General features: G+C 70.9%; 24 protein-coding genes. 7 read left to right on the forward strand and 17 right to left on the reverse strand.

What is annotated here, in order from left to right; genetic code table 11:
- Nucleotides 1-7: 7 nt before the first annotated feature.
- The gene (locus ACFY8U_RS34645; RefSeq protein WP_389576106.1) at nt 8-1,252 is read right to left on the reverse strand and encodes a GNAT family N-acetyltransferase; all 1,245 of its coding nucleotides are present in this window, start codon (nt 1,250-1,252) and stop codon (nt 8-10) included.
- 329 nt (nt 1,253-1,581) lie between these two features.
- On the reverse strand, nt 1,582-2,157 hold the full coding sequence (locus tag ACFY8U_RS34650; protein ID WP_361599092.1) for an ABC transporter substrate-binding protein: 576 nt from the start codon (nt 2,155-2,157) through the stop codon (nt 1,582-1,584).
- 126 nt (nt 2,158-2,283) lie between these two features.
- Between ACFY8U_RS34650 and dtd the strand changes: the two genes are divergently transcribed.
- The gene (gene dtd, locus ACFY8U_RS34655) at nt 2,284-2,709 is read left to right on the forward strand and encodes a D-aminoacyl-tRNA deacylase (protein WP_361436865.1); all 426 of its coding nucleotides are present in this window, start codon (nt 2,284-2,286) and stop codon (nt 2,707-2,709) included.
- A 24-nt stretch (nt 2,710-2,733) separates the two neighbouring features.
- Here dtd and ACFY8U_RS34660 read toward each other — a convergent pair whose 3' ends face one another.
- The 7 genes from ACFY8U_RS34660 to ACFY8U_RS34690 all read right to left on the reverse strand — a co-directional run bounded on the left by ACFY8U_RS34660 (nt 2,734) and on the right by ACFY8U_RS34690 (nt 9,113).
- A complete protein-coding gene (locus tag ACFY8U_RS34660; protein WP_389576107.1) occupies nt 2,734-3,699 on the reverse strand; it encodes a YgfZ/GcvT domain-containing protein in 966 nt (321 codons plus the stop codon).
- A gap of 10 nt (nt 3,700-3,709) precedes the next feature.
- Nucleotides 3,710-4,147, reverse strand: a complete 438-nt coding sequence (locus ACFY8U_RS34665; RefSeq protein ID WP_361599098.1) for a transcriptional repressor — start codon at nt 4,145-4,147, stop codon at nt 3,710-3,712.
- A gap of 82 nt (nt 4,148-4,229) precedes the next feature.
- The gene (locus ACFY8U_RS34670; protein WP_389576108.1) at nt 4,230-5,459 is read right to left on the reverse strand and encodes an RNA-guided endonuclease InsQ/TnpB family protein; all 1,230 of its coding nucleotides are present in this window, start codon (nt 5,457-5,459) and stop codon (nt 4,230-4,232) included.
- 358 nt (nt 5,460-5,817) lie between these two features.
- Nucleotides 5,818-6,390: an FABP family protein gene (locus ACFY8U_RS34675; RefSeq protein ID WP_361436856.1), complete on the reverse strand. Its 573-nt coding sequence runs from the start codon at nt 6,388-6,390 to the stop codon at nt 5,818-5,820.
- A 226-nt stretch (nt 6,391-6,616) separates the two neighbouring features.
- Nucleotides 6,617-7,561 (reverse strand): hypothetical protein, encoded by a 945-nt coding sequence (locus ACFY8U_RS34680; RefSeq protein ID WP_389576109.1) that lies wholly within the window; start codon nt 7,559-7,561, stop codon nt 6,617-6,619.
- Nucleotides 7,558-8,361 (reverse strand): hypothetical protein, encoded by an 804-nt coding sequence (locus ACFY8U_RS34685; RefSeq protein ID WP_389576110.1) that lies wholly within the window; start codon nt 8,359-8,361, stop codon nt 7,558-7,560. The genes ACFY8U_RS34680 and ACFY8U_RS34685 overlap by 4 nt, the downstream gene beginning before the upstream one ends.
- Nucleotides 8,358-9,113, reverse strand: coding sequence for a hypothetical protein (locus tag ACFY8U_RS34690; RefSeq protein WP_389576111.1), 756 nt, complete (start codon nt 9,111-9,113; stop codon nt 8,358-8,360). The genes ACFY8U_RS34685 and ACFY8U_RS34690 overlap by 4 nt, the downstream gene beginning before the upstream one ends.
- A gap of 105 nt (nt 9,114-9,218) precedes the next feature.
- On the opposite strand from ACFY8U_RS34690, the gene ACFY8U_RS34695 reads away from it, so the two are divergent.
- Nucleotides 9,219-9,581 (forward strand): DsrE family protein, encoded by a 363-nt coding sequence (locus tag ACFY8U_RS34695; RefSeq protein ID WP_137994334.1) that lies wholly within the window; start codon nt 9,219-9,221, stop codon nt 9,579-9,581.
- Between the two features lie 13 nt (nt 9,582-9,594).
- On the opposite strand, the gene ACFY8U_RS34700 is transcribed toward ACFY8U_RS34695, so the two are convergent.
- From ACFY8U_RS34700 to ACFY8U_RS34730, 7 genes are all read right to left on the reverse strand, one after another.
- Nucleotides 9,595-9,858, reverse strand: coding sequence for a DUF3099 domain-containing protein (locus tag ACFY8U_RS34700; RefSeq protein ID WP_361676408.1), 264 nt, complete (start codon nt 9,856-9,858; stop codon nt 9,595-9,597).
- Nucleotides 9,859-10,007: 149 nt separating this feature from the next.
- Entirely contained in the window at nt 10,008-10,295 is a 288-nt protein-coding gene (locus ACFY8U_RS34705; RefSeq protein ID WP_361676405.1) for a DUF1416 domain-containing protein, read from the reverse strand.
- Between the two features lie 34 nt (nt 10,296-10,329).
- A complete protein-coding gene (locus tag ACFY8U_RS34710; protein ID WP_361436838.1) occupies nt 10,330-11,169 on the reverse strand; it encodes a sulfurtransferase in 840 nt (279 codons plus the stop codon).
- Nucleotides 11,170-11,690: 521 nt separating this feature from the next.
- Nucleotides 11,691-12,380, reverse strand: coding sequence for a DUF2993 domain-containing protein (locus ACFY8U_RS34715; protein ID WP_389576112.1), 690 nt, complete (start codon nt 12,378-12,380; stop codon nt 11,691-11,693).
- 78 nt (nt 12,381-12,458) lie between these two features.
- Nucleotides 12,459-13,541 (reverse strand): hypothetical protein, encoded by a 1,083-nt coding sequence (locus ACFY8U_RS34720; protein WP_389576113.1) that lies wholly within the window; start codon nt 13,539-13,541, stop codon nt 12,459-12,461.
- A gap of 10 nt (nt 13,542-13,551) precedes the next feature.
- Nucleotides 13,552-13,806, reverse strand: a complete 255-nt coding sequence (locus ACFY8U_RS34725; RefSeq protein WP_315896192.1) for a MoaD/ThiS family protein — start codon at nt 13,804-13,806, stop codon at nt 13,552-13,554.
- Between the two features lie 45 nt (nt 13,807-13,851).
- A complete protein-coding gene (locus tag ACFY8U_RS34730; RefSeq protein WP_389576114.1) occupies nt 13,852-14,655 on the reverse strand; it encodes an alpha/beta hydrolase family protein in 804 nt (267 codons plus the stop codon).
- 269 nt (nt 14,656-14,924) lie between these two features.
- Between ACFY8U_RS34730 and ACFY8U_RS34735 the strand changes: the two genes are divergently transcribed.
- From ACFY8U_RS34735 to ACFY8U_RS34755, 5 genes are all read left to right on the forward strand, one after another.
- Nucleotides 14,925-15,722, forward strand: a complete 798-nt coding sequence (locus tag ACFY8U_RS34735; RefSeq protein ID WP_361599123.1) for a response regulator transcription factor — start codon at nt 14,925-14,927, stop codon at nt 15,720-15,722.
- A gap of 24 nt (nt 15,723-15,746) precedes the next feature.
- Nucleotides 15,747-16,772: a LacI family DNA-binding transcriptional regulator gene (locus ACFY8U_RS34740; protein WP_361436823.1), complete on the forward strand. Its 1,026-nt coding sequence runs from the start codon at nt 15,747-15,749 to the stop codon at nt 16,770-16,772.
- A gap of 163 nt (nt 16,773-16,935) precedes the next feature.
- Nucleotides 16,936-18,021, forward strand: coding sequence for a S1C family serine protease (locus tag ACFY8U_RS34745; RefSeq protein WP_389576115.1), 1,086 nt, complete (start codon nt 16,936-16,938; stop codon nt 18,019-18,021).
- A 20-nt stretch (nt 18,022-18,041) separates the two neighbouring features.
- Nucleotides 18,042-18,767: a response regulator transcription factor gene (locus ACFY8U_RS34750; RefSeq protein WP_361676384.1), complete on the forward strand. Its 726-nt coding sequence runs from the start codon at nt 18,042-18,044 to the stop codon at nt 18,765-18,767.
- The gene (locus ACFY8U_RS34755) at nt 18,764-20,188 is read left to right on the forward strand and encodes a sensor histidine kinase (RefSeq protein ID WP_389576116.1); all 1,425 of its coding nucleotides are present in this window, start codon (nt 18,764-18,766) and stop codon (nt 20,186-20,188) included. Before ACFY8U_RS34750 ends, ACFY8U_RS34755 begins: the two co-directional genes overlap by 4 nt.
- On the opposite strand, the gene ACFY8U_RS34760 is transcribed toward ACFY8U_RS34755, so the two are convergent.
- The gene (locus ACFY8U_RS34760) at nt 20,153-21,019 is read right to left on the reverse strand and encodes a phosphatidylinositol-specific phospholipase C (protein ID WP_389576117.1); all 867 of its coding nucleotides are present in this window, start codon (nt 21,017-21,019) and stop codon (nt 20,153-20,155) included. The two genes, ACFY8U_RS34755 and ACFY8U_RS34760, sit on opposite strands and share 36 nt — an antisense overlap.
- Nucleotides 21,020-21,025 lie beyond the last annotated feature (6 nt).

Consider the following 21,025-nt stretch of genomic DNA (forward strand, 5'->3'; position numbering starts at 1 on the left):
CGGGCGCTCAGAAGATGTCGGGGCACCACGGCCGGCGCGCGGCCCGCAGCAGTACGTCCGCGCGGGCGGCCGCGCCCGCCGTCAGCTCCTCGACCCGGCCGAGGGCCGCCAGCCGTACCACCGACTCGTCACCGAGCGAGAGCCTGCCCAACTCGGCGATGTCGAGGGCGAGATCGGCGGACTCGGTCGTACGGGAACACTCCGCGCCCGCCGGGGACGCGTCGAGCCGGTAGCGCCCGCCGGCCAGACCGCCCTCGTCCCGCAGCTCCAGGACGAGGGAGCCGGAAGCGGCGTACGTACGCCCCTCCAGCACCTTGGGCACGTCCAGGATCCTGACCCAGAGCATGTCGGCGTGGCTGACGACCCTGGCCGCGCGCGGGTCGGGCAGGAGCAGCGGCAGGAGGTCGTCGGGGGCGCGGTAGCCGGACCGGACCGTGGTCACCCAGTCGATCGAGCAGAGGTACCGCCACAACGCCTGCTCGGCGGCCGGGGTACAGGCGATCAGGTCCCGGACGGAGGCCGTGTTCTCCGGCTGCTTGCCGTCGGCCCACTTGTCGTCGGAGCGGTAGGCGGCATAGCCCTCGACCTCGCCCGACTCGGAGCGGTACACCGCGTAGAAGGGCTCGGTCCAGGGCTCGCCCTGGAAACCGAGACCCGTGCCGCGCTCCCAGTCACGCGCTTCCCGGTTCGGGACGCCGGCCCGGACGCGGGCCAGCCGGCGGTGGGCCTCGGGGGCGACCTTGCGGATCTCGGCGCCGTCGGAGAGCTCGACCGAGCCGCCGCACTCGGGCCGGCCCGTACGGCGCGGGTCGAGCCCGGCGCGCGTCACGTCGACGGCCCACTCGGTGGTCCAGGTGGCGGGACCGAAGCCGTACCGCCCGTAGATCGGGTACTCGGCGGCGATGAGGGTGGCCACGGCGTCGCCCCGCTCCTTCGCCGTGGCGAGATCCGCCGTCATCGCGCCGCTGAGGACCCCGCGGCGGCGGTGCGTCGGCGAGACGGTCACCTGGCTGATGGCGTCGGCGACGAGCGAGCCACCGCCGACGGTGGACAGCTCCTGCGTGAACGTACGGAACGTGCCGACGATCCGGCCCCGGTCGAAGACGCCGAGCGTGCGGGAGAGGTCGAAGTGCGGCAGCCGCGCCTCGGCCTCGTCGTCCGCGAGGACCGGTGGCCGCAGAAACCCGGTCTTGAGCGCACGCAGCCACTCGCCGAACTCTGACTCGCCCACGGGGCGTACCTCAAGGCTCATGTCGGCGAGGCTATGCGCGCACCGGGGCCCGCCGCACGCGAGTTTCCCGAAAGAACCGCCGGGGCCTCGACGGCCGGGGCCTCGCGCCCGCAGGGCCACGCGCCCGCGGGGACGCAGGGCGACGGGGACGCAGGGCCACCGGACCGCAGGGCCGCAGGACGAGAGGGACCCCAGGGCGGCCACCGGACCGCCGCGCCACCGGACCGCCGGGCCGCCGGGCCGCCGCGCCACCGGACCGCAAGGACCCCGGGGCACGCGTCGCCGGACCCCCGCCCGGCGCGACGCGGCGGGCGGCCTCCCTCGCCGCCGAACCGCCGGTCGGCCTCCGCTCAGGCCAGGAGGTCGTCCACCTGGGCCTCGCCCTCGCGGTAGCGGCGGGTGATCTCTGCGCTGCAGTCGTCGGCCGTCCGCTGGAGCTCCTGGCGCCGCCGCGAGATCTGCTGCTCGTACCCCGCGAGCCGCCCCATCGCCGCGTGCAGCTCGTCGTCCGTCCGCGCCCCGAGGTCGGACAGCTCGACCTCCGAGAGCATCTCCGCCGCGAGCCGCCGGTACTCCTCGCTCCGGGGCGTCGACAGCGTCACGTGCCGCGCCGACGAACCCCGCCGCGACGGCACGTCCGCGAGAATCTCCGACAGCCGGTCCAGGACCGGCGACTCCGGATCCGTACGCCGCGCCAGCTCGGCCCGCAGGATGTCGATACGGCCCTGCAGCATCCGCCGTACGTAGCTGAGGTCCGCCTCGTCGCCCTGCGCGTCACGGCGCAGCGCGCGCAGCTCCGGCAGCCTCAGGGCGGCGATGTCCGGCTGCGGTCGCTCCGGCAGCGCCGGCTCCCCCGTCCGCTGCGCGGGCGGACGTACGCCTACTCCGAAACGGGCCGGCGTCTGCCCGGCGCCAGGTGCACTCATGTGAATCGTCCCCTCGACCGGTGCGGAGCCGCACCGCCTGACAGGCATGGTGCCACTCCCGCCCGTGCATGTGCAGGCGCTCTGCACCCGTTCGGCCCCTTTGCGCAGGTCTGTAGGTTGGACTGTATGCGTGCAGTGGTGCAGAGGGTGGACGGCGCGAGCGTCGTCGTGGCAGGAGAGACCGTCGGCGAGATCGTCGGCGAAGGGCTGTGTGTGCTGGTGGGAGTCACCCACGAGGACACCCCGGAGAAAGCGGCACAGTTGGCCAGAAAGCTGTGGTCCGTCCGGATTTTGGAGGGAGAGAAATCCTGTTCGGACGTCAATGCGCCCTTGTTGGTGATTTCTCAGTTCACCCTCTACGGGGACGCCCGCAAGGGCCGCCGGCCGACCTGGAACGCCGCCGCGCCCGGCCCGGTCGCCGAGCCGCTCGTCGACGAGGTCGTGGCCCGGCTGCGCGAGCTCGGCGCGCACGTGGAGACGGGCCGGTTCGGAGCGGACATGCGCGTCTCGCTCACGAACCACGGCCCGTTCACGGTGCTCGTGGAGGTCTGAGGGGCTACGGCGGCGGCCGAGGACCTACGGCTCGACGACGGTCTCCTGCGCGGCGGCCGTCTCCCCGGCCATCAGCTCCGCGTCCACCGGCACGTTGCGCTTCACCATCGCCAGCGCGATCGGCCCCAGCTCGTGGTGGCGGCCGGAGGTGGTGATGAAGCCCAGCTGGCGGCCGTCGGCGCCGTCCGACGCGAGCCGGATCGGGGTGCCGTGACCCGGCAGATGGACCTCGCTGCCGTCCAGGTGCAGGAAGACCAGCCGGCGCGGCGGCTTCCCCAGGTTGTGGACGCGCGCGACGGTCTCCTGCCCGCGGTAGCAGCCCTTCTGCAGATGCACCGCGCTGCCGATCCAGCCCAGCTCGTGCGGGATGGTGCGGTGGTCGGTCTCGAAGCCGAGCCGCGGCCGGTGCGACTCGATGCGCAGCGCCTCGTACGCGAGCATCCCGGCCGCCGGACCATGACCGGCCGCGAAGGGCTCCAGGTCGGCGCGGGGCAGGAACAGGTCGCGGCCGTGCGGGGTCTCCCGTACGACGACACCCTCCGGCACCCCGGCGATGGAGCCGGCCGGGAGGTGGACGACGGCGAAGTCCTCCGTACGGTCGGCGACCTCGACCCGGTAGAAGAACTTCATCGACTCCAGATAGGCGATGAGCTCGTCCTGGGTGCCGGGCTCGACGTGCGCCCAGACGGTCTCGCCGTCGTCGACGAGGTACAGCGCGTGCTCGATGTGACCGTTCGCGGAGAGGATCAGCGCCTCGGTGGCACGGCCCGCCGGCAGCTCGCTGACATGCTGGGTGAGCAGCAGATGCAACCAGCTCAGCCGGTCGTCCCCGGAGACGGTGACGACACCGCGGTGCGAGAGATCGACGAAACCGTCACCCGCGGCGAGGGCACGCTGCTCGCGGAACAGGTCGCCGTAGTGCGCGGCGACACCTTCGTCACGGCCTTCGGCGGGGACGGCGCCGGGCAGGGACAGCAGAGGGCTCTTCATAGGGGCAAGCCTACGACTGCGTACCGGAGTCCTTGTTCGAACAGTCCCGGCACCGGCCGAAGATCGCGAAGTGCTTCATGTCCGTGTCGAAGCCGAAGGTCTCGCGCAGCTTCCCGGTGAACTCGGCGGCCACGTCCACATCCGCCTCGATGACCTCCGTACAGTCCCGGCAGACCAGGTGGAGGTGGTGGTGCCGGTCGGCGAGGTGGTACGTCGGCGCCCCGTGCCCGAGATGGGCGTGCGAGACGAGCCCGAGCTCCTCCAGGAGCTCCAGGGTCCGGTACACGGTGGAGATGTTCACACCGGAGGCCGTCTTGCGGACCTCGCCCAGGATGTCGTCGGGCGTCGCGTGCTCCAGCGTGTCCACAGCCTCCAGGACAAGCTGGCGCTGAGGCGTCAGCCGATAGCCGCGCTGCCGCAGGTCGCTCTTCCAGTCGGTGCTCACCACGCCCCCCAGTTTGACATCCTCCACCCTTGAATGGGGCGGGTCCCTTCTCAGGCCATGTGCGGCCTGGTGGGTGGTTGACGCTTCACAGACCGGCTGTGCCGAGGTCTCCACGTCCTGACACCGCCTGCCCGGCGGCGTGTTCGATGTTGCGCCCGGCGTTGGTGTCCGCATTGGCCTCGAACCGGCAGCCTGGGTTCTTGCAGACGAAACGGGCCTGGTTCTCCCGGCTTCCGGGGGTGATGACGCCGCAGGCGGAGCAGCGGCGGGAGGTGTTCGCGGAGGGGACCTTGACCACGATGCCGCCACGGTCGGTGGTCTTGTACTCCAGCATGGTCACGGTCCTGCCCCACGCCTCCTCGGCGATCGCCCGGTTCAAACCGGCCTTCTGGCGGACATGGCGCCCGGGTGCTTCCACGGTCCCTCGGGCGGACTTGACCATGCTGGTGACGGCCAGGTCCTCCACCCCGACGCGGGCGAACGTCTCAGCGATCTCTGTGGTGGTCTTGTGCTGCCAGTCGACCGCTCGGCGCTTGGCTGTCGCGCGGAGCTGGGCGATCTGGTCGTACGTACGGGTCAGGCGACGCGAGTCCTTCTCACCAGGTTCGCGGGCGTGGCGCCTGCGGTCCTTTGTCTTCTCCAGCCGCCGGAGCCGCTTGGCTTCCCCCTCGGTGAGCCAGGGTCCGTGGTCACGAAACGTACCGTCGGACAGGGCAAGTGGGCGAGTGATGCCCCGGTCGATTCCCACCGTCGGCCCCGGATGCGGCTCTGGTTCGGGCACCTCTCTCTGGACACGGAACACGACGTGCCAGCCGTCGGCCTCCTTCACCAGCCGAGCCCCCGAGACCCGGCTCGCGCCGTCAGCGTGTCTGCCCACCGGTAGATCCCGGGTCCAGCGGAAGCGGACGTGCCCGACCTTCGGCACCCACATACGCCCCCACCGCCGGTTCAACCTGACGATCTGCAGGTCACGGCCCTGCGGAATGTCGATGGCCATGCGGCAGCGGAAACGGCCCTTGAACTGAGGGGCCTGAGCGCGGCCGCCCCAGCAGTTCTTCCACGCCTGGAAATACGTCTTAAGCACGGCTTGCGCCGCCTGCGCGGGCAGGGCGCCGAGCCAGGGAAGATCCTTGCGGCCCTGCCGGATCGCTTCGTCGGCGGCGGCCAGGCTGCGGCGCTCTCTGGGCAGCATCGTCCACCAGTCATGAACGAGATTCCATAACGCGCGGGCCGCATGACCCTGCTCCTCAGCCATCGCCGCCTGGGCGGGGGTGAGACAGAGCCGCGCCTTGTGACCACGCCGGCGCTTCAGCATCGCTCCCGGGATCCCGCCCATCGTCTCCCAATGATTGCGAAGGCCCGGGCACCGCCCCGGCTACCGACAGCCGCGACTCTATGCGACTTACCAGGACACCAGGTCATGATGACGGAATCCTTCGCATATGGCTCATTTTTCGCATGTTCACGCGAATCCACGCGGGCAGTTCCGACGTGGATTGATCATTGAAGCCCGGGCGTGATCACCCGTACTCCTCGGTCCGTCGTACGCCCGCGGCGCCGGAGCACCACGAGATAAATAACCGGTGCCCCTGCCTGAAGGCCGGGGCACTGGTCAGAATCATCGGTGGCGGGGCGAACCTCGCGAATCTCCCGGCCGGGGCCAGGAGAGCGACTCACTTGAAGAAGGCGATGCCGTCGTCCGGCAGGTCGCCGAGGTTGCGCGCCATCTCCGCGACCTCCTCGGGCGTCACGACCTTCTTCAGGTGCGCGGACATGTACGGGCGGAGCGGGACCTCGGGGGTCGCCTTCTCGCCCACCCACATCAGGTCGCCCTTGACGTAGCCGTAGAGCCGCTTGCCACCGCTGTACGCGCCGGCCGCCGCCGTACGGGCCACGGCGTCCGTCACCAGGTCGATCTGCGGCTTCTTGTCGGCGAGCTCGCCGTACCAGATCTCCACGATGCCCTGGTCGCGGACCATGACGGTCTCGACCTTGCGGTCCTTGTCGATCCGCCAGTAGCCGCTCTCGCTCTCCAGCGGGCGGACCTGGTTGCCCTCGTTGTCCAGGACCCACGAGTGCGAGTGGTACTCGATGAAGTCACGGCCGTCGTGGCTGAAGGTCACGGACTGACCGAAGTTGCACTTCTCGGCGCCGGGGAAGTCGGCGACGCCCGCGCCTTCCCACGTTCCGAGGAGGAACGCGAGGGGGACGAGGTCCGGGTTGAGGTCGGACGGGATCTCGATCATGAGCAGCTCTGTCGTTCCGTAGAGGTGATTAGCGCTGGCCCTGGTACAGCTTCTTCACGGCCAGACCGGTGAACGCGAGCACGGCGACGCAGACCAGGGCCAGGAGGACTTCGAAGAAGATGATCACGGGTGCTCCTCGAATGAGCGGTGAAGGCAGAACGGGCCGGACCCCAGCTTAGTCTGCGGGGGACCGGCCCTCTCTGTGAGGTGGGTCAGGCTGCCGGGATCAGCCCAGGAGCTGGTTCTGGAGTGCCACCGTCTGCTGGAACGGGACCGCCGGCGCCTCTCCCTTCCGGGTCTGGGTGATCAGCGCCAGGGTGTCGCCGGCCTGGATGTACGCCCAGCGGGTCTGGTCGGCGTTCTGCGGCAGCTCGACGTGGGTGTACAGAACCGTGTACGGGACGCTGATGTCCGTCGGGAAGTCGCCGTCGATCTGGACCCCCTCGATCCCGTCGAGGAGCGGGCCGGTGGCCGATCCGGCCTGCACGGCGTCGTCCTTGAAGGCCTCGGCGAAGGCCACGGAGTTGAACCGCAGCAGATGGATCCGGGTCGTGGTCCCGTCCGGCATGGTCCAGCCCCGGGCCGCGATGTGCCGCAGCGCGGACTCCTTCAGCGGCTCCGACAGCTCGGTCCTGTCGTCCTTCCGGTACTGGGACAGGAACTGGTCCACGCTGACCCAGCCGCCGTTCAGCTTCGGGTCGGGCGTGGCGCCCGCGGGCGCGGGCAGGAGGAGTTTGCGCAGGTCGGCGTGGTGGATCTCGCCGTCGTTACCGTCGGTGAAGGGCCGCGGCGCGTCGGCCGGGAGCGCGGGGAGACTGAGCTCCGGGTACGCCCAGCGGCCGTCGCTCTCGGTCGCGAGACCGGGCACGTCGGTGCGCTCCATGGAGGTGATCCCGAGCGCGGTCCCGGTCCCGATCCCGCCGAAGACGAGCGCGGCGGCGGTCCAGCGGGCGACGGCCCAGAGGAGCGGCTTGCGGGAGGCCTTGACGGTGGGCGGGCCGACGGGCTGCTCGGGCTGCTCGGGCTCCGCCTGCTCGATCGGAACGACCGGCTCGACCGGCTCGACCGGCTCGACCGGAACGACCGGCTCGACCGACTCCGGCTCGACCGGTTCGACCGACTCCCGCTGTTCCGGAAGCGTCACGGCCTTGTCCGTCGTCTGCTCGGTCATACGTACTCCCCCGGGGACTTGATGTGGTCCAGCTGCTTCTGCACCAGCTTGGCGGCCGCGGACCTGTCGAACGGCTTGGTACCGGCGATGGTGACCGTGACCTCGACTTCGGAGTCGTACGCCGTGCAGTGCATCTCCACCAGCTGCACGGCCTTCTCCGACTTGGTCAGGTCCTTGTCCTCGGGAACCATGAAGCAGGCGGAGTTCTTGTGCCCGGCGATCTTCGGGCCCTTGGGGAACTCGAACAGCTCGAAGAGGTCCTTGCGGAGCTCGAACATCGTGCGGATCCGCTTCTTGTCCTTCATCTGCGTGATGCGGACGGACACCACGCTCTCGTTGTCCTCCGCGGCGTAGGAACGGACCGCGATGCCCTTGATGCCGACCTTCTCGACCCGCTTGTCGTACTCGCGCCGCTTCTTTCCGGAGAGACCCCTGCCCTCCTGCTTCATCAGCGCGAGGGCCTCCTTGTCGCTCAGCTCGCCGTCGTTCCCGTACGAATCGATGTCAGGGCCGAGCGTGTACCCCTCCGGCACCGGAAGCAGCAGCTTGCTGAGCGGCGTCGACGCCTTGCCGCGCTCCGCGCCCAGGGCGGCGGGATCCTTGTCCCACTGCGTCGCCTCGGGCTCCTCCCAGGCGACCGTCGGCGCGCTGCGGTCCGCGGAATCGACGGTGACGGCGGTGTACGTGACGCCGCCGCCGATCGCCCCGAGGACGAGCACGGCCGGCAGGGCGACCGTCAGCAGCTTGCGCCCACGGCCGGGCTTCGCCGGCTCGGTCACGGTGTTCAGGTCCTCGCTCACAGGCGCCCCAGCTGCTGCTCGGCGATCGAACGGATGTCCTTCGCGGAGATCTTCTTGGTGTCGGTGATGAAGATCGCGACCATGATGTCGCCGCGGTGGAAGTACGCCCGGGCCTCGTAGAAGTCCAGGTAGCCGGCCTTCCGCTCCACCGGGAAGAGGTAGTAGCGGCCGTTGGCGGAGCCCTTGAGCGGCTCCCCCTCGGAGGAGGCGTAGTCCTCCTCCGGCATGTACTCCATTTGGCCCTCGGCGTGTTCCTGCGCACCGAGGGTGTCGTTCGAGCGGTACTGGACCAGCCGGATCTCGGCGAACCGGTACTTGCCCTGCTGCCACGTCGTGGTCGCCACGCGCCGGACACCGTTGCGCAGCTGGAAGTCCAGCGCCGGACCCGGGCTATTGAACCCACGGGCGTACGCGGACACGGACTCCCAGCCGTCGAGGTCCGAGAACTCCGTCTTCTTCGCACCCGCCGGGCGCGGCAGCAGCAGCTTGCGCAGGTCGCCGTCCGTCTTGACCTTGCGGTCCTCGGAGGCCGGCAGAGGCGCGGCCTTCTGCCCCTTCGGGAGCGGCTTCGGGTAGGCGAGACCGGGCTGGTTCAGGGCGGGCAGAGCCGTCGGCTCCCGCTCGGCCTGGATGCCGTAGCCCACGGCGGTGCCGCCGACGAGGCCGAGAACGGCGGCGACGGCGATGAGGCCGATCGTCCGCCCGGTTCTGCGCCGCCGCGGCGCGGCGGCGCCTTCTTCTATGTGTTCCAAGGGGGTCCCCCCACGAGACCTGAAGCGAGGATTCCGTTATCCGCGCACAGGGCTGACACGTGAGAGGTGCATGAGGTTGCAGAGGTCCGCATTACAGTTCGGTATATGGCGAAGAAGCTCGTGATCAAGGTGACCGCCGGGGCCGACGCCCCCGAACGCTGCTCCCAGGCCTTCACCGTGGCGGCCGTCGCTGTCGCCAGTGGGGTCGAGGTCTCGCTCTGGCTGACGGGCGAGTCGTCGTGGTTCGCGCTCCCGGGCCGCGCGGCGGAGTTCGAACTCCCGCACGCCGCGCCGCTGCCCGACCTCATCGACTCGATCCTGGCGGCGGGTCGGATCACGCTCTGCACCCAGTGTGCGGCCCGCCGCGAGATCACGGAGAAGGACGTCCTGGAGGGTGTCCGCATCGCCGGCGCCCAGGTCTTCGTCCAGGAGGCGATGACGGACGGCACGCAGGCCCTCGTCTACTGAGGCGGGCGGGCGGTCAGCGTTCGCGGCGCTTCTTGCCGTCGAGCTCGTCCCACCATTCGTCCGACTGGGGGTCCCCGGACGGGTCGTCCCACCAGCGGTCCTCGGGACCCCGCCGGTTCGCGATCATCGCGGCGACCGGCGGGATGAGCATGGCGACCACGCACATCCCGATGGCGACGGGCATGGAGAACAGCCGCACGACGGCCCAGGCGCCCACGAAGAGCAGCAGGCAACCGCCCATCAGCCAGAAGTAGACGTGTCGACGACGCGCGTACATATCTTCAGAGTAAGACCGAAGGGCCGCGCCTCAAGTTCTGGAAAGCGTCCAACCCCCAGGAGGCACGGCCCTTCGGCCGGTAAGCGGGGCTTCCTGCTCGAAGCCCGTGAGGCGCCCCCCGCGCGGTGCGGGGGGGGCGCGTCAGGCAATCAGACCGCGATGGCGACCTCGGCGAGGCCGCCGTGCTGGGCCACGACCTGGCGGTCGGCCGTGCCGCCCGGGATCAGGGCGCGGACGGTCCAGGTGCCCTCGGCCGCGTAGAAGCGGAACTGGCCGGTGGCGGAGGTCGGGACCTCGGCCGTGAATTCGCCGGTCGAGTCCAGGAGGCGGACGTAACCGGTGACGGGCTCGCCGTCCTTGGTCACGAAGCCCTGGATGGTGGTCTCACCGGGCTTGATCGTCGAGGCGTCGGGGCCGCCGGGCTGCGCTCCACACATGTCTCTGTCCTTAGGTCCGTACGTCCGGGTGGTCTTACTTGTTGGCGCCGAGCTCGATCGGCACGCCGACGAGGGAGCCGTACTCGGTCCACGAGCCGTCGTAGTTCTTGACGTTCTCGACACCGAGCAGCTCGTGCAGCACGAACCAGGTCAGCGCGGAACGCTCACCGATGCGGCAGTAGGCGATGGTGTCCTTCGCCAGGTCGACCTGCTCGTCCTCGTAGAGGGCCTTGAGCTCGTCGTCCGACTTGAAGGTGCCGTCGTCGTTGGCGTTCTTCGACCACGGGATGTTGCGGGCGCTCGGCACGTGGCCCGGGCGCTGCGACTGCTCCTGCGGGAGGTGGGCCGGGGCGAGCAGCTTGCCGGAGAACTCGTCGGGCGAACGCACGTCGACGAGGTTCTGGGCGCCGATCGCGGACACGACGTCGTCGCGGAAGGCGCGGATGGAGGTGTCCTGGGCCTTGGCCTTGTACTCGGTGGCCGGGCGGGTCGGGACCTCGGCGACGAGGTCGCGGGAGTCGAGCTCCCACTTCTTGCGGCCGCCGTCGAGGAGCTTCACGTCCTGGTGGCCGTAGAGCTTGAAGTACCAGTACGCGTAGGAGGCGAACCAGTTGTTGTTGCCGCCGTAGAGGACGACCGTGGTGTCGTTCGCGATGCCCTTGGCCGAGAGGAGCTTCTCGAAGCCCTCCTGGTCGATGAAGTCGCGGCGGACCGGGTCCTGCAGGTCCTTGGTCCAGTCGATCCGGATCGCGTTGCGGATGTGGTTCTTCTCGTACGCGGAGGTGTCCTCGTCGACCTCGACGACGGCCACCTGCGGGTTGTCGAGGTTCGCCTCGACCCAATCGGCGTCTACCAGGACGTCGCTGCGGCTCATGCTGTTTCTCCTCCGGGGCAGTGTTCGGCGGTGTGGTGCGGTGGTGCGATGTCGCGTGGGGTTGCGGGTACGCGTCAGCGCCACGTACGGGCTACACGGGGGTGGCCCCGACCGGGGGTCGGAAAGGCCTGAGGAATACGGGACTCGGGGGCCCGCTCAGACGGAGCGACAGAGCATGGCGGCGATGCGGCACAGGTCTACTGCCCGCCGCTTCGTGAGATCCGCCTGTCGCTTCATGCCCACGATCGTAGGGACGGACAGGCGGCCGTGTCACCGGTGTGTCGTATTTTGAGACGCGATCGTCCGAGATGTGGGACGAGATCGCGGAGAAACCGGGCACCGCCGAGGTCGGGGGCGGGGCCGGGAGGCGATTTTTCTACGAGTCGGACGGTGCAGTCTCACCATGTGGCCGGGCCCTGTCCATACGGGCCGCCCGACCCCCGGGGGCGGCCATGCCGCACCCCGGTCACCGCCGCGCGGCCCGCCGCGAGCCCGGTCGCCCGCACGCGCCGTGCGCGGTCTCAGCCCGCCAGGACCACGTCCGTGCCCGTCACGCCGATCGCCACGCCGTCCTCGCGCGCCTCGACCTTCTCCAGCTTCATGCCCTGAGGCAGCCCGCCGATCTCACGGTCGAAGTCGGTGCGCTTGCGGATCAGGGACTCCAGGCCCGGGATGCCCTCGCCCGGCACCTCGTCGGCGCGGACACGGATCGTGTCGCCGTCGACCAGGGTCACCGAGGAGACGACGCTGCGGGTGACCGTGCGGCCCAGGATCTCGACACCGCCGGTGACCTTCACCTTGCCGTCGCCGCCGTAGGCGATCTTCACGTCGCGGCCGGAGGCCGCCATCAGGTCGGCGTACGAGATCAGGGCCGTACCGGTCGCGGTGCGCGCGCGGGCGCCCTCGAAGTCGCCCTCGATCGTCACGTCGCGAAGCGAGGCGGTCATCTCGCTGATCCGGACCTTCCGGCCGCCGGCCGTGGCCTCGACGCCGGTCAGCGCCACGTCGACCTCGTCGAACCGCTTGTCCATGGCCTGGTTCAGGAACGGGAAGCCCTTGATGTCGACCTCCGTCGAGCCGGCCCGCGCAGGGCCGAGCCGCACGCGGTCGGCGGCCTCGGACTCGGCGTAGTTGACCGCGAGACGGTCCACGCCCACGAAGATCCCGCCGAGCACGACGGCCACGATCAGCAATACGCGCAGTGCCCGCATGAGCTGCCGCCCCCCAAAAACTTGTCCGGCCCCCGACATCAAGATCGACGCGTCGCGGGGCCGGATGGTTCCCCCGGCTCAGGCGAGCGCACGTCCCAGCAGGTAGACGGCGGGGGCGGCGGCGGTCAGCGGGAGGGCGACACCGGCGGTCATGTGCACGAACCGCGAGGGGTAGTCGTAGCTCGCGACGCGCAGGCCGATCAGCGCGCAGACTCCGGCGCCGAGACCGAGCAGAGCACCGGAGGTCCCCAGGTCGGTGAAACCGCCGGCCGCGATCCCGGCGCCCGCGGCGGCCAGGAGCGCCACGACGACGGAGACCGGGCCGGGCAGCGGGAGGGCGCGGGCGACGGTGGCGGCGGCGACGGCAAGGCCGCCGACGACCACGGCGTCGGGCGCGGCGCCGAGGTGTCCGGTGGCGACGATCGTCAGCGCGGCCGACGCGACGGTGGCCATCAGGCCGTACATGCGCTCGTCGGGGTCGGCGTGGCTGCGGAGCTGGAGGACGAGGGTGAGGAGCACCCAGACGCCGAGGGTGCCGATGATCGCGGCGGGCGCGTTCTCGCGGCCGGCGGCGAGCAGGGCGACGTCGGCGGCCAGGCCGCCGGCGAAGGCGAGGGCGATGCCCTGACGGGCGGGCCACATGCCGTTGAGCCGGAACCAGCCGGCGGCGGTGACGGCCTGGAGCAGGACGAGCGGGACGAGCAGTCCGTACGAGCCGAGTGCGGCGCCGCCGGCGAGCAGCACGCCGAGGACGGCGGTGAGGGCGGCGGGCTGGATCCCGGGCGCGATGATCGGCGAACGGCCCTCGGCCCTGGCGCGCTGGGCGTCGGTGAGGCGCGTGTGGCCGGAGGTGGTGGGCGCGGAGTACGCGGCCGCCGGTTCGCCCTGGACGGCGGGGACGGCCGGCCTCTCGTCCGGCAGCGGGTGGGCCGCGGTCGCGGGCTGCGGGGGCAGGTAGGCGGTGTCGTACGCCGTCGGCTGCTGTACGGGCTGGACCACCGGCTGGTACTGCGTGTCCCAGGTCTGGCCCTGCCACGTCTGTGTGACCTGCGGGTCCTGGTACCCGTACTGCTGCTGCCCGCCGTACTGCTGCCCGCCTGCGTACGGGTCGTGGCCCTGGTCGTGGCCCTGGTCGTACGGCTGCTGCTGATCGCTGCTCATGCTGTGCGGTTCACCCTCCTGCGAACGGCGGGAGCACCTCGACCGTGCCGCCCTCGGCAAGGCGTACGGTCTCATGCGCGCGGGTCCCGACGGGGTCACCGTCGATGAGGAACGAACACCTCTGGAGTACGCGGACCAGCTCACCCGGGTGCTTCGCGCGGGCGGCGTCCAGCGCCTCGGCCAGGTTCTCGGCGGTGTACGGCTCCTCGGCGACACCGGCGGCGGCCTTGGCCGCGGCCCAGTAGCGGATGGTTCCCGCTGCCATAGCGGCGCTCCCTTCGTTCGTGTGCGCGCCGGTGTCCATGATGGGCTATCGGCGGGTGAGCCAGTCCCCCAGACGGTGCAGCAGCTCCTCGCCGGCCGCGTTCTCGGCGTGGCCCATGCCGCGCTCCAGCCACAGCTCGCACGCGCCCGCCTCCGCCAGCATCCGCGGGTGGTCGACGGGGAAGTACGGGTCGCGGTCGCCGTGCACGACCAGCAGCGGGGTCGGCGCGATCAGCGGGACTGCCTCCACGGGCGAGAGCGGTACGGGGTCCCAGTCCTGGTGGTGGATGCGCGTCTGGAGCCCGTAGCGGCCGACGAGGCGGCCCATGGGGCGGGTGATCACCCAGTGGACCCGGCGCATCGAGGGCGTGCCCCGGTAGTACCAGCGAGCCGGGGCGCTGACGGCCGCGACCGCGTCGGTGTGGCCGCCGGTGTCCCGTTCCAGGGCGGCGTGGCGCAGGACGATCGAGCCGCCCATGGAGAAGCCGACGGTCGCCACGCGCGCGTGGCCGAGTTTCCGGGCCCAGCGCACGGCCGCGGTGAGGTCGAGGACCTCTCGGTCGCCGACGGTGGAGCGACCACCCGAACGGCCGTGCCCGCGGAAGGAGAATGTGACGACGGCCGCGTGCTCGGCGAGCGCCTCGGCGGCCCGGCGGACGGCGGGCCGGTCGGCCGACCCGGTGAACCCGTGGGCAAGGACGACGGCCGTGTCGGTGACACCCCGCGTACACGGTTCGTAAACAGCCTCGATACGGACACCGTCGGCGGTGAGCAAAGTGGCACGCTGGGGACGGGACGTGATCGAGGAGACATCCACGATGTGAAATCGGCCCTCTGCGTCGGAACTCATGTGGGCTATTCTGCTTGCCAGAGGATCCGGGCAACGCAGCCCCCGGGTCCTTTTGCGTTTTCCGACCGTTGTTACGGACGGATGAACAAAAGCTCTCAGGGCGCGAGAGTCAGCAGTGAGCAAGTGCCGCAGTAGTCCTCGCAGGGACCGAGGAGGAACCGACGTATGGACGAGCGAACCGAGCACGACCGACTGAAGACCCAGTCGACGACCCGGGCATGGGGTCACCCCCTGCTCGAGCGAAGCCGAGAGCTTGGGGGCGTGGTGCGATGAGTTCACTGCTGCTGCTGACCAACGCACTCCAGCCGTCGACCGAGGTGCTTCCCGCGCTCGGCCTGCTGCTGCACAACGTGCGGGTGGCCCCGGCCGAGGGCCCCGCCCTGGTGGACACCCCCGGCGCGGACGTGATCCTCGTCGACGGCCGTCGTGACCTCCCGCAGGTGCGCAGCCTCTGTCAGCTGCTCCGCTCGACGGGGCCCGGCTGCCCGCTGATCCTCGTCGTCACGGAGGGCGGCCTCGCGGCCGTCACCGCCGACTGGGGCATCGACGACGTGCTCCTCGACACCGCGGGTCCGGCCGAGGTCGAGGCGCGGCTGCGGCTGGCGACGGGGCGCCAGCAGATCGTGGCCGACGACTCCCCCATGGAGATCCGCAACGGCGATCTCTCGGTGGACGAGGCGACGTACAGCGCCAAGCTCAAGGGGCGGGTCCTGGACCTGACCTTCAAGGAGTTCGAGCTGCTGAAGTACCTCGCGCAGCACCCGGGCCGGGTCTTCACGCGCGCCCAGCTCCTCCAGGAGGTCTGGGGGTACGACTACTTCGGTGGCACCCGTACGGTCGACGTCCACGTACGGCGACTTCGCGCCAAGCTCGGCCCCGAGCACGAGTCGCTGATCGGAACCGTCCGTAACGTCGGCTACCGCTTCGTCACGCCGGAGAAGGTGGAGCGGGCGGCCGAGGAGGCGCGGGCGAAGGAAGAGGCCCGGGTCAAGGGCGCCGCGCGTGATGTCACCCCCTCGGAGGACAGGAACGTGGCGGAAGCCACAGTGCGACCTGCCGGTAGGTAGGTCACCCCGCGTAGACTGCCGCGCGTGGCCAAGGTGACGCGGGATGACGTAGCGCGACTGGCGGGTACTTCGACCGCGGTCGTGAGTTACGTCATCAACAACGGACCCCGGCCGGTTGCCCCGGCCACGCGCGAGCGTGTACTCGCCGCCATCAAGGAGCTGGGCTACCGGCCCGACCGGGTGGCGCAGGCGATGGCGTCGCGGCGCACGGACCTCATAGGCATGATCGTCCCGGACGCGCGCCAGCCGTTCTTCGGGGAGATGGCGCACGCGGTCGAGCAGGCCGCCGCCGAGCGCGGCAAGATGGTCCTCGTCGGCAATTCGGACTACCGCGACGAGCGCGAGGTCCACTACCTGCGCGCGTTCCTCGGGATGCGGGTCTCCGGTCTGATCCTGGTCAGCCAGGGCATGAGCGAGCGGGCCGCGAGCGAGATCGAGGCCTGGGACGCGCGCGTGGTGCTGCTGCACGAGCGGCCCGAGGCGCTGGACGACGTGGCCGTCGTCACGGACGACATCGGCGGAGCGCAGCTCGCCACCCGGCACCTTCTGGAGCACGGGCACCCCTATGTGGCGTGTCTCGGCGGTGTCCCGAACACCCCCGCGGTCGGCGACCCGGTCGCGGACCACGAGGAGGGCTGGCGGCGGGCCATGCTGGAGGCCGGCCACTCGATCGAGGGACGGCTCTTCCAGGCGCCGTACAACCGCTACGACGCCTACCAGGTCGCGCTGAAGCTGCTCTCCGGACCGGACCGGCCGCCGGCGATCTTCTGCTCCACCGACGACCAGGCCTTCGGTGTGCTGCGGGCGGCGCGCGAGCTGCGGATCGACGTGCCGACGGAGCTGGCGGTGGCGGGCTTCGACGACGTGAAGGAAGCGGCGCTGACGGATCCGCCGCTGACGACGATCTCCTCGGACCGGCCGGCGATGGCCCGGGCGGCGGTGGATCTCGTCCTGGACGACTCGCTGCGGGTCGTGGGGTCGAAGCGCGAGCGGGTGAAGCAGTTCCCGTCGGCGCTGGTGGTCCGCCGCTCCTGCGGCTGCAACGGCTGACCCCGCCCCACACGAGGCCCCGGAGCGCCTCAGGCCCCGGAGCGCTTCAGGCTCCGGAGCGCCTTCGATCCCCAGGCGTCTTTATATGGGGCATACAGGCTTCTGTCGGGCTTCTCAGGCCGTCCTCAGAGAGCTCTCATGTACGGCTCCGAGAGTCTTTGCCATGACGGACCACCAGCAGCCGCAGCAGCCGTACTACCCGCCGCAGCCCCCGAGGCCGCCGTACGACCCGACGCAGCCCGTCACCACGGAGCCGGGTACGACGATCTGGCCGTCCGGAGGCCACGTACCGCCGTCCGGGGGCCAGGTACCGCCGACGTTCACTCCCCCGGCCCCGCCCGCGCCCGCCGCGGCCGCGCCCCTTCCGCACCGGCGCGCCAAGCGGGGCGTCGGACTCCTCGCCGCCGTGGCGATCGCCGCGGCGGCCGTCGGTGGCGGCACCGCGACCCTGGTGCAGCAACTGACCGCGGACGACGCCCCGACGGCCTCCGGCGTCAGCGGGACGAACGTCTCCGCGAGCAGCAAGGGCACGGTCGCCGGGGTCGCCCAGGCCGTCTCGCCGTCGATCGTGGAGATCTCCGCGAACTCGTCCTCCGGCAAGTCCACCGGCTCCGGCGTGATCATCACGGGCGACGGCGAGATCGTCACCAACAACCACGTGATCTCCGGCGCCTCCTCGATCGCCGTGCAGCTGTCGAACGGCAAGACGTACCGGGCGAAGGTCGTCGGGACCGACCCGGACAAGGACCTCGCGCTGATCAAGCTGGAGGGCGCGTCCGGGCTGAAGGCGGCCACGCTCGGGAACTCCGACGACGTGAAGGTCGGCGACGAGGTCGTGGCGATCGGCTCCCCCGAGGGCCTGACCGGCACGGTCACCAGCGGCATCGTCTCCGCGCTCGACCGCGATGTGACGGTGGCCAAGGACGACGGCCAGGACCAGCAGCGGCAGCAGCAGTACGACCCCCGGCAGGGCTGGCCCTTCGAGTTCGGCGGGCAGGAGTTCAACGGCGACACCGGCTCGTCGAAGACGACGTACAAGGCGATCCAGACGGACGCCTCGCTCAATCCGGGGAATTCCGGTGGCGCGCTGATCAATATGAACGGCGAGATCATCGGGATCAATTCGGCGATGTACTCGCCGAGTTCTTCGAACGGTTCTTCGGCCGGCAGTGTCGGTCTCGGATTCGCCATCCCGGTGAACACGCTCAAGGCCGACCTGGACGAGCTCCGGGACGGCGGCACGAACTGAACGCGTGCGAGGCTGACCCCATGACTGGCCCGGTGAATGAAGGCGACCGCATCCTCATCGTCGACGACGAGCCCGCCGTACGGGAGGCGCTGCGGCGCAGTCTCGCCTTCGAGGGGTACGGGACCGAGGAGGCCGTCGACGGGGTCGACGCGCTCGCCCGGATGGAGTCGTACGCCCCCGATCTCGTCGTGCTCGACGTGCAGATGCCCCGGATGGACGGGCTGACGGCGGCGCGCCGGATCCGGGCGTCCGGCTCGACCGTGCCGATCCTGATGCTGACGGCGCGGGACACGGTCGGCGACCGGGTGACGGGGCTCGACGCGGGCGCCGACGACTATCTGGTGAAGCCCTTCGAGCTGGACGAGCTGTTCGCCCGGATCCGGGCGCTGCTGCGGCGCAGCTCGTACGCGAGCGCCGCCGAGACGGCGCCCGAGGGCGATGTGCTGAGCTTCGGGGATCTGCGGATGGACCTGGCGACCCGCGAGGTGACGCGGGCCGGCCGGGCGGTGGAGCTCACGCGGACGGAGTTCACGCTCCTGGAGATGTTCCTGGCGCATCCGCGCCAGGTGCTGACGCGCGAGCAGATCCTGAAGGCGGTCTGGGGCTTCGACTTCGAGCCGAGTTCGAACTCGCTCGACGTGTACGTGATGTATCTGCGGCGGAAGACGGAGGCGGGCGGCGAGCCGCGCCTCGTGCACACGGTGCGGGGCGTGGGGTACGTGCTGCGCGGCGGAGGTCCTGAGTGAGCGGTCCTGTGGTGTGGTTCCGGTCGCGGCCGCTGCGGTCCCGGCTCGCGCTGCTGACGGCGACGGCGGTCGCGGTGGCGGTGGCGGCGGTGTCGCTGGCGTGCTGGTTCGTGACGCGGGCCCAGCTGGAGGCGGAGCTCGACTCCTCGCTGCGCGGCAGCCGTCTCGACGCCGGTTCGGTGCAGGCGCTGCTCGCGACGTGCCGGGAGCGGAGCGAGGCGCCGGTGCCGACGGCCGGTACGTACACGGTGCAGATCATCCTGACGAACGGGACGGTCTGCACGTCCGGGGCGTCCCCGGTGCCGGCGCAGGAGAGCGACCTGGCGGTGGCGCGCGGGCAGTTGCCGTTCACGCTGCACACGACGAAGGCCGACGACGGCACCGAGATGCGCGTCTACACCTACGCGGTGCAGCAGGGCCCGGTCGGGCTCGGGGTGTCGGTGGCGCGCCCGCTGGCCGAGATCGACAACTCGATGGGCACGCTCGGCTGGGTGCTGCTCCTGGTCTCCGGGATCGGTGTCGTCGGCGCGGGCGCGGCGGGTCTGTGGGTGGCGCGGACCGGGCTCGAACCGGTGAACCGGCTGACGGGCGCGGTGGAGCATGTGGCGGCGACGGAGGATCTGACGGTACGGATCCCGGTCGAGGGCGAGGACGAGATCGCGCGTCTTTCGCGCTCCTTCAACGCGATGACGGCGGCGCTCGCGGTCTCCCGGGACCGGCAGGCGCAGCTGATCGCGGACGCGGGCCATGAGCTGCGGACGCCGCTGACCTCGCTGCGCACCAACATCGAGCTGCTCGCCCGCAGCGAGGAGACGGGCCGTGCGCTGCCGCCCGAGGACCGGCGGGCGCTGATGGCGTCGGTGAAGGCGCAGATGACGGAGCTGGCGGCGCTGATCGGCGACCTCCAGGAGCTGGCGCGCCCGGACGCGGCGGAGCCGGGCCCGCTGGAGGTCGTACCGTTGCACACGATCCTGCGGTCGGCCCTGGACCGGGCGCGGCTGCGGGGTCCCGAGCTGACCTTCGTCACGGATCTGGCGCCCTGGTACGTCCGGGCGGAGCCGGCGGCTCTCGAGCGCGCGCTGGTGAACGTCCTGGACAACGCGGTGAAGTTCTCGCCCGCGCGCGGCACGGTCGAGGTGACCCTGATGCGGGGCGAGCTGACCGTCCGCGACCACGGCCCGGGCATCGCGCCGGAGGAACTCCCCCATGTCTTCGACCGCTTCTGGCGCTCGCCCTCGGCCCGCAGCCTGCCCGGCTCGGGCCTGGGCCTGTCGATCGTGGCCCGCACGGTCCACCAGGCAGGCGGAACGGTGACCCTGACGGCGGCGGAGGGCGGCGGCACGACGGCGGCCCTGCGTCTGCCGGGCGCGCCGACGCCCCCGCCGTCAGTTGTGGCGGATGAGGGACTCGACCAGGCCTGAGCGGGTGTTCGGGTAGTCCATGGCGACGATGCCGAGCCCCTTCCAGGTGTTCGCCGTGCCGTCCAGGAAGCCGTGGACCCGGTGGTTGAGGTTGTCGGAGTTCCAGCGGGGCGGCAGGGACGCGGACGTGCTGACGAAGTTGATGTACAGCTTGCCGGGCTGTTCGACGGCCTTGCGGAAGTGGGCCTCGATCTTGGGGTACTTCGCGTTCGGCAGGGCGTTCCAGTCGTCCTGGATCGCGAGGGCGCCGCCGTCCCACCACTTCAGGCCGGGCAGGCCGCCGTTGTCGGCGATGAGGACGACCTTGCCGCGGGCCTCGCCGAGGGCGGGGAGCGTGTCGCCGATACGGAACAGCGAGCGCCAGCCGCGGTTGTCGAGGTAGTCGTCGAAGACGGCGCGGAAGGTGGCGTCGGAGTCCGAGGAGTACTCCTGCTTGACGCGCATCAGGACGGTCTCGGAGGGGTGGGCGGCCAGGAAGTCGCGGCAGGCGATCAGGACGTCGCCGAACATCATGTTCTGGTACGAGGGGCCGTGGTGGATGGCGAAGGAGCCGCCGGTGACCCGGCAGCGGATGTCGAAGAACCTGATTCCGGCGGCGAGCTGCTGCGCGAGGGTGGTGTTCTGGCACTCGGACCAGAGGCCGCCGAAGCGGGCGCCGGAGTCGTGGGTGCCGGGGATGGTGAGCTTCTGGAGCGGGGTGGGGTCGCCGTGGCCGGCCATCCAGTCCTGGAGCCCGAGGGCTCCGCGGGTGCGCGCCGGGGCGGGCGCGGCTCCGATGAGGACGGTGGCGCCGGCTGCCGCGGCTCCCGCGAGAAAGCTTCGTCGGTCCATGCGCGG

Origin of the sequence: Streptomyces sp. NPDC012508 (genome assembly GCF_042902595.1) — a bacterium.
Taxonomy (GTDB): domain Bacteria; phylum Actinomycetota; class Actinomycetes; order Streptomycetales; family Streptomycetaceae; genus Streptomyces.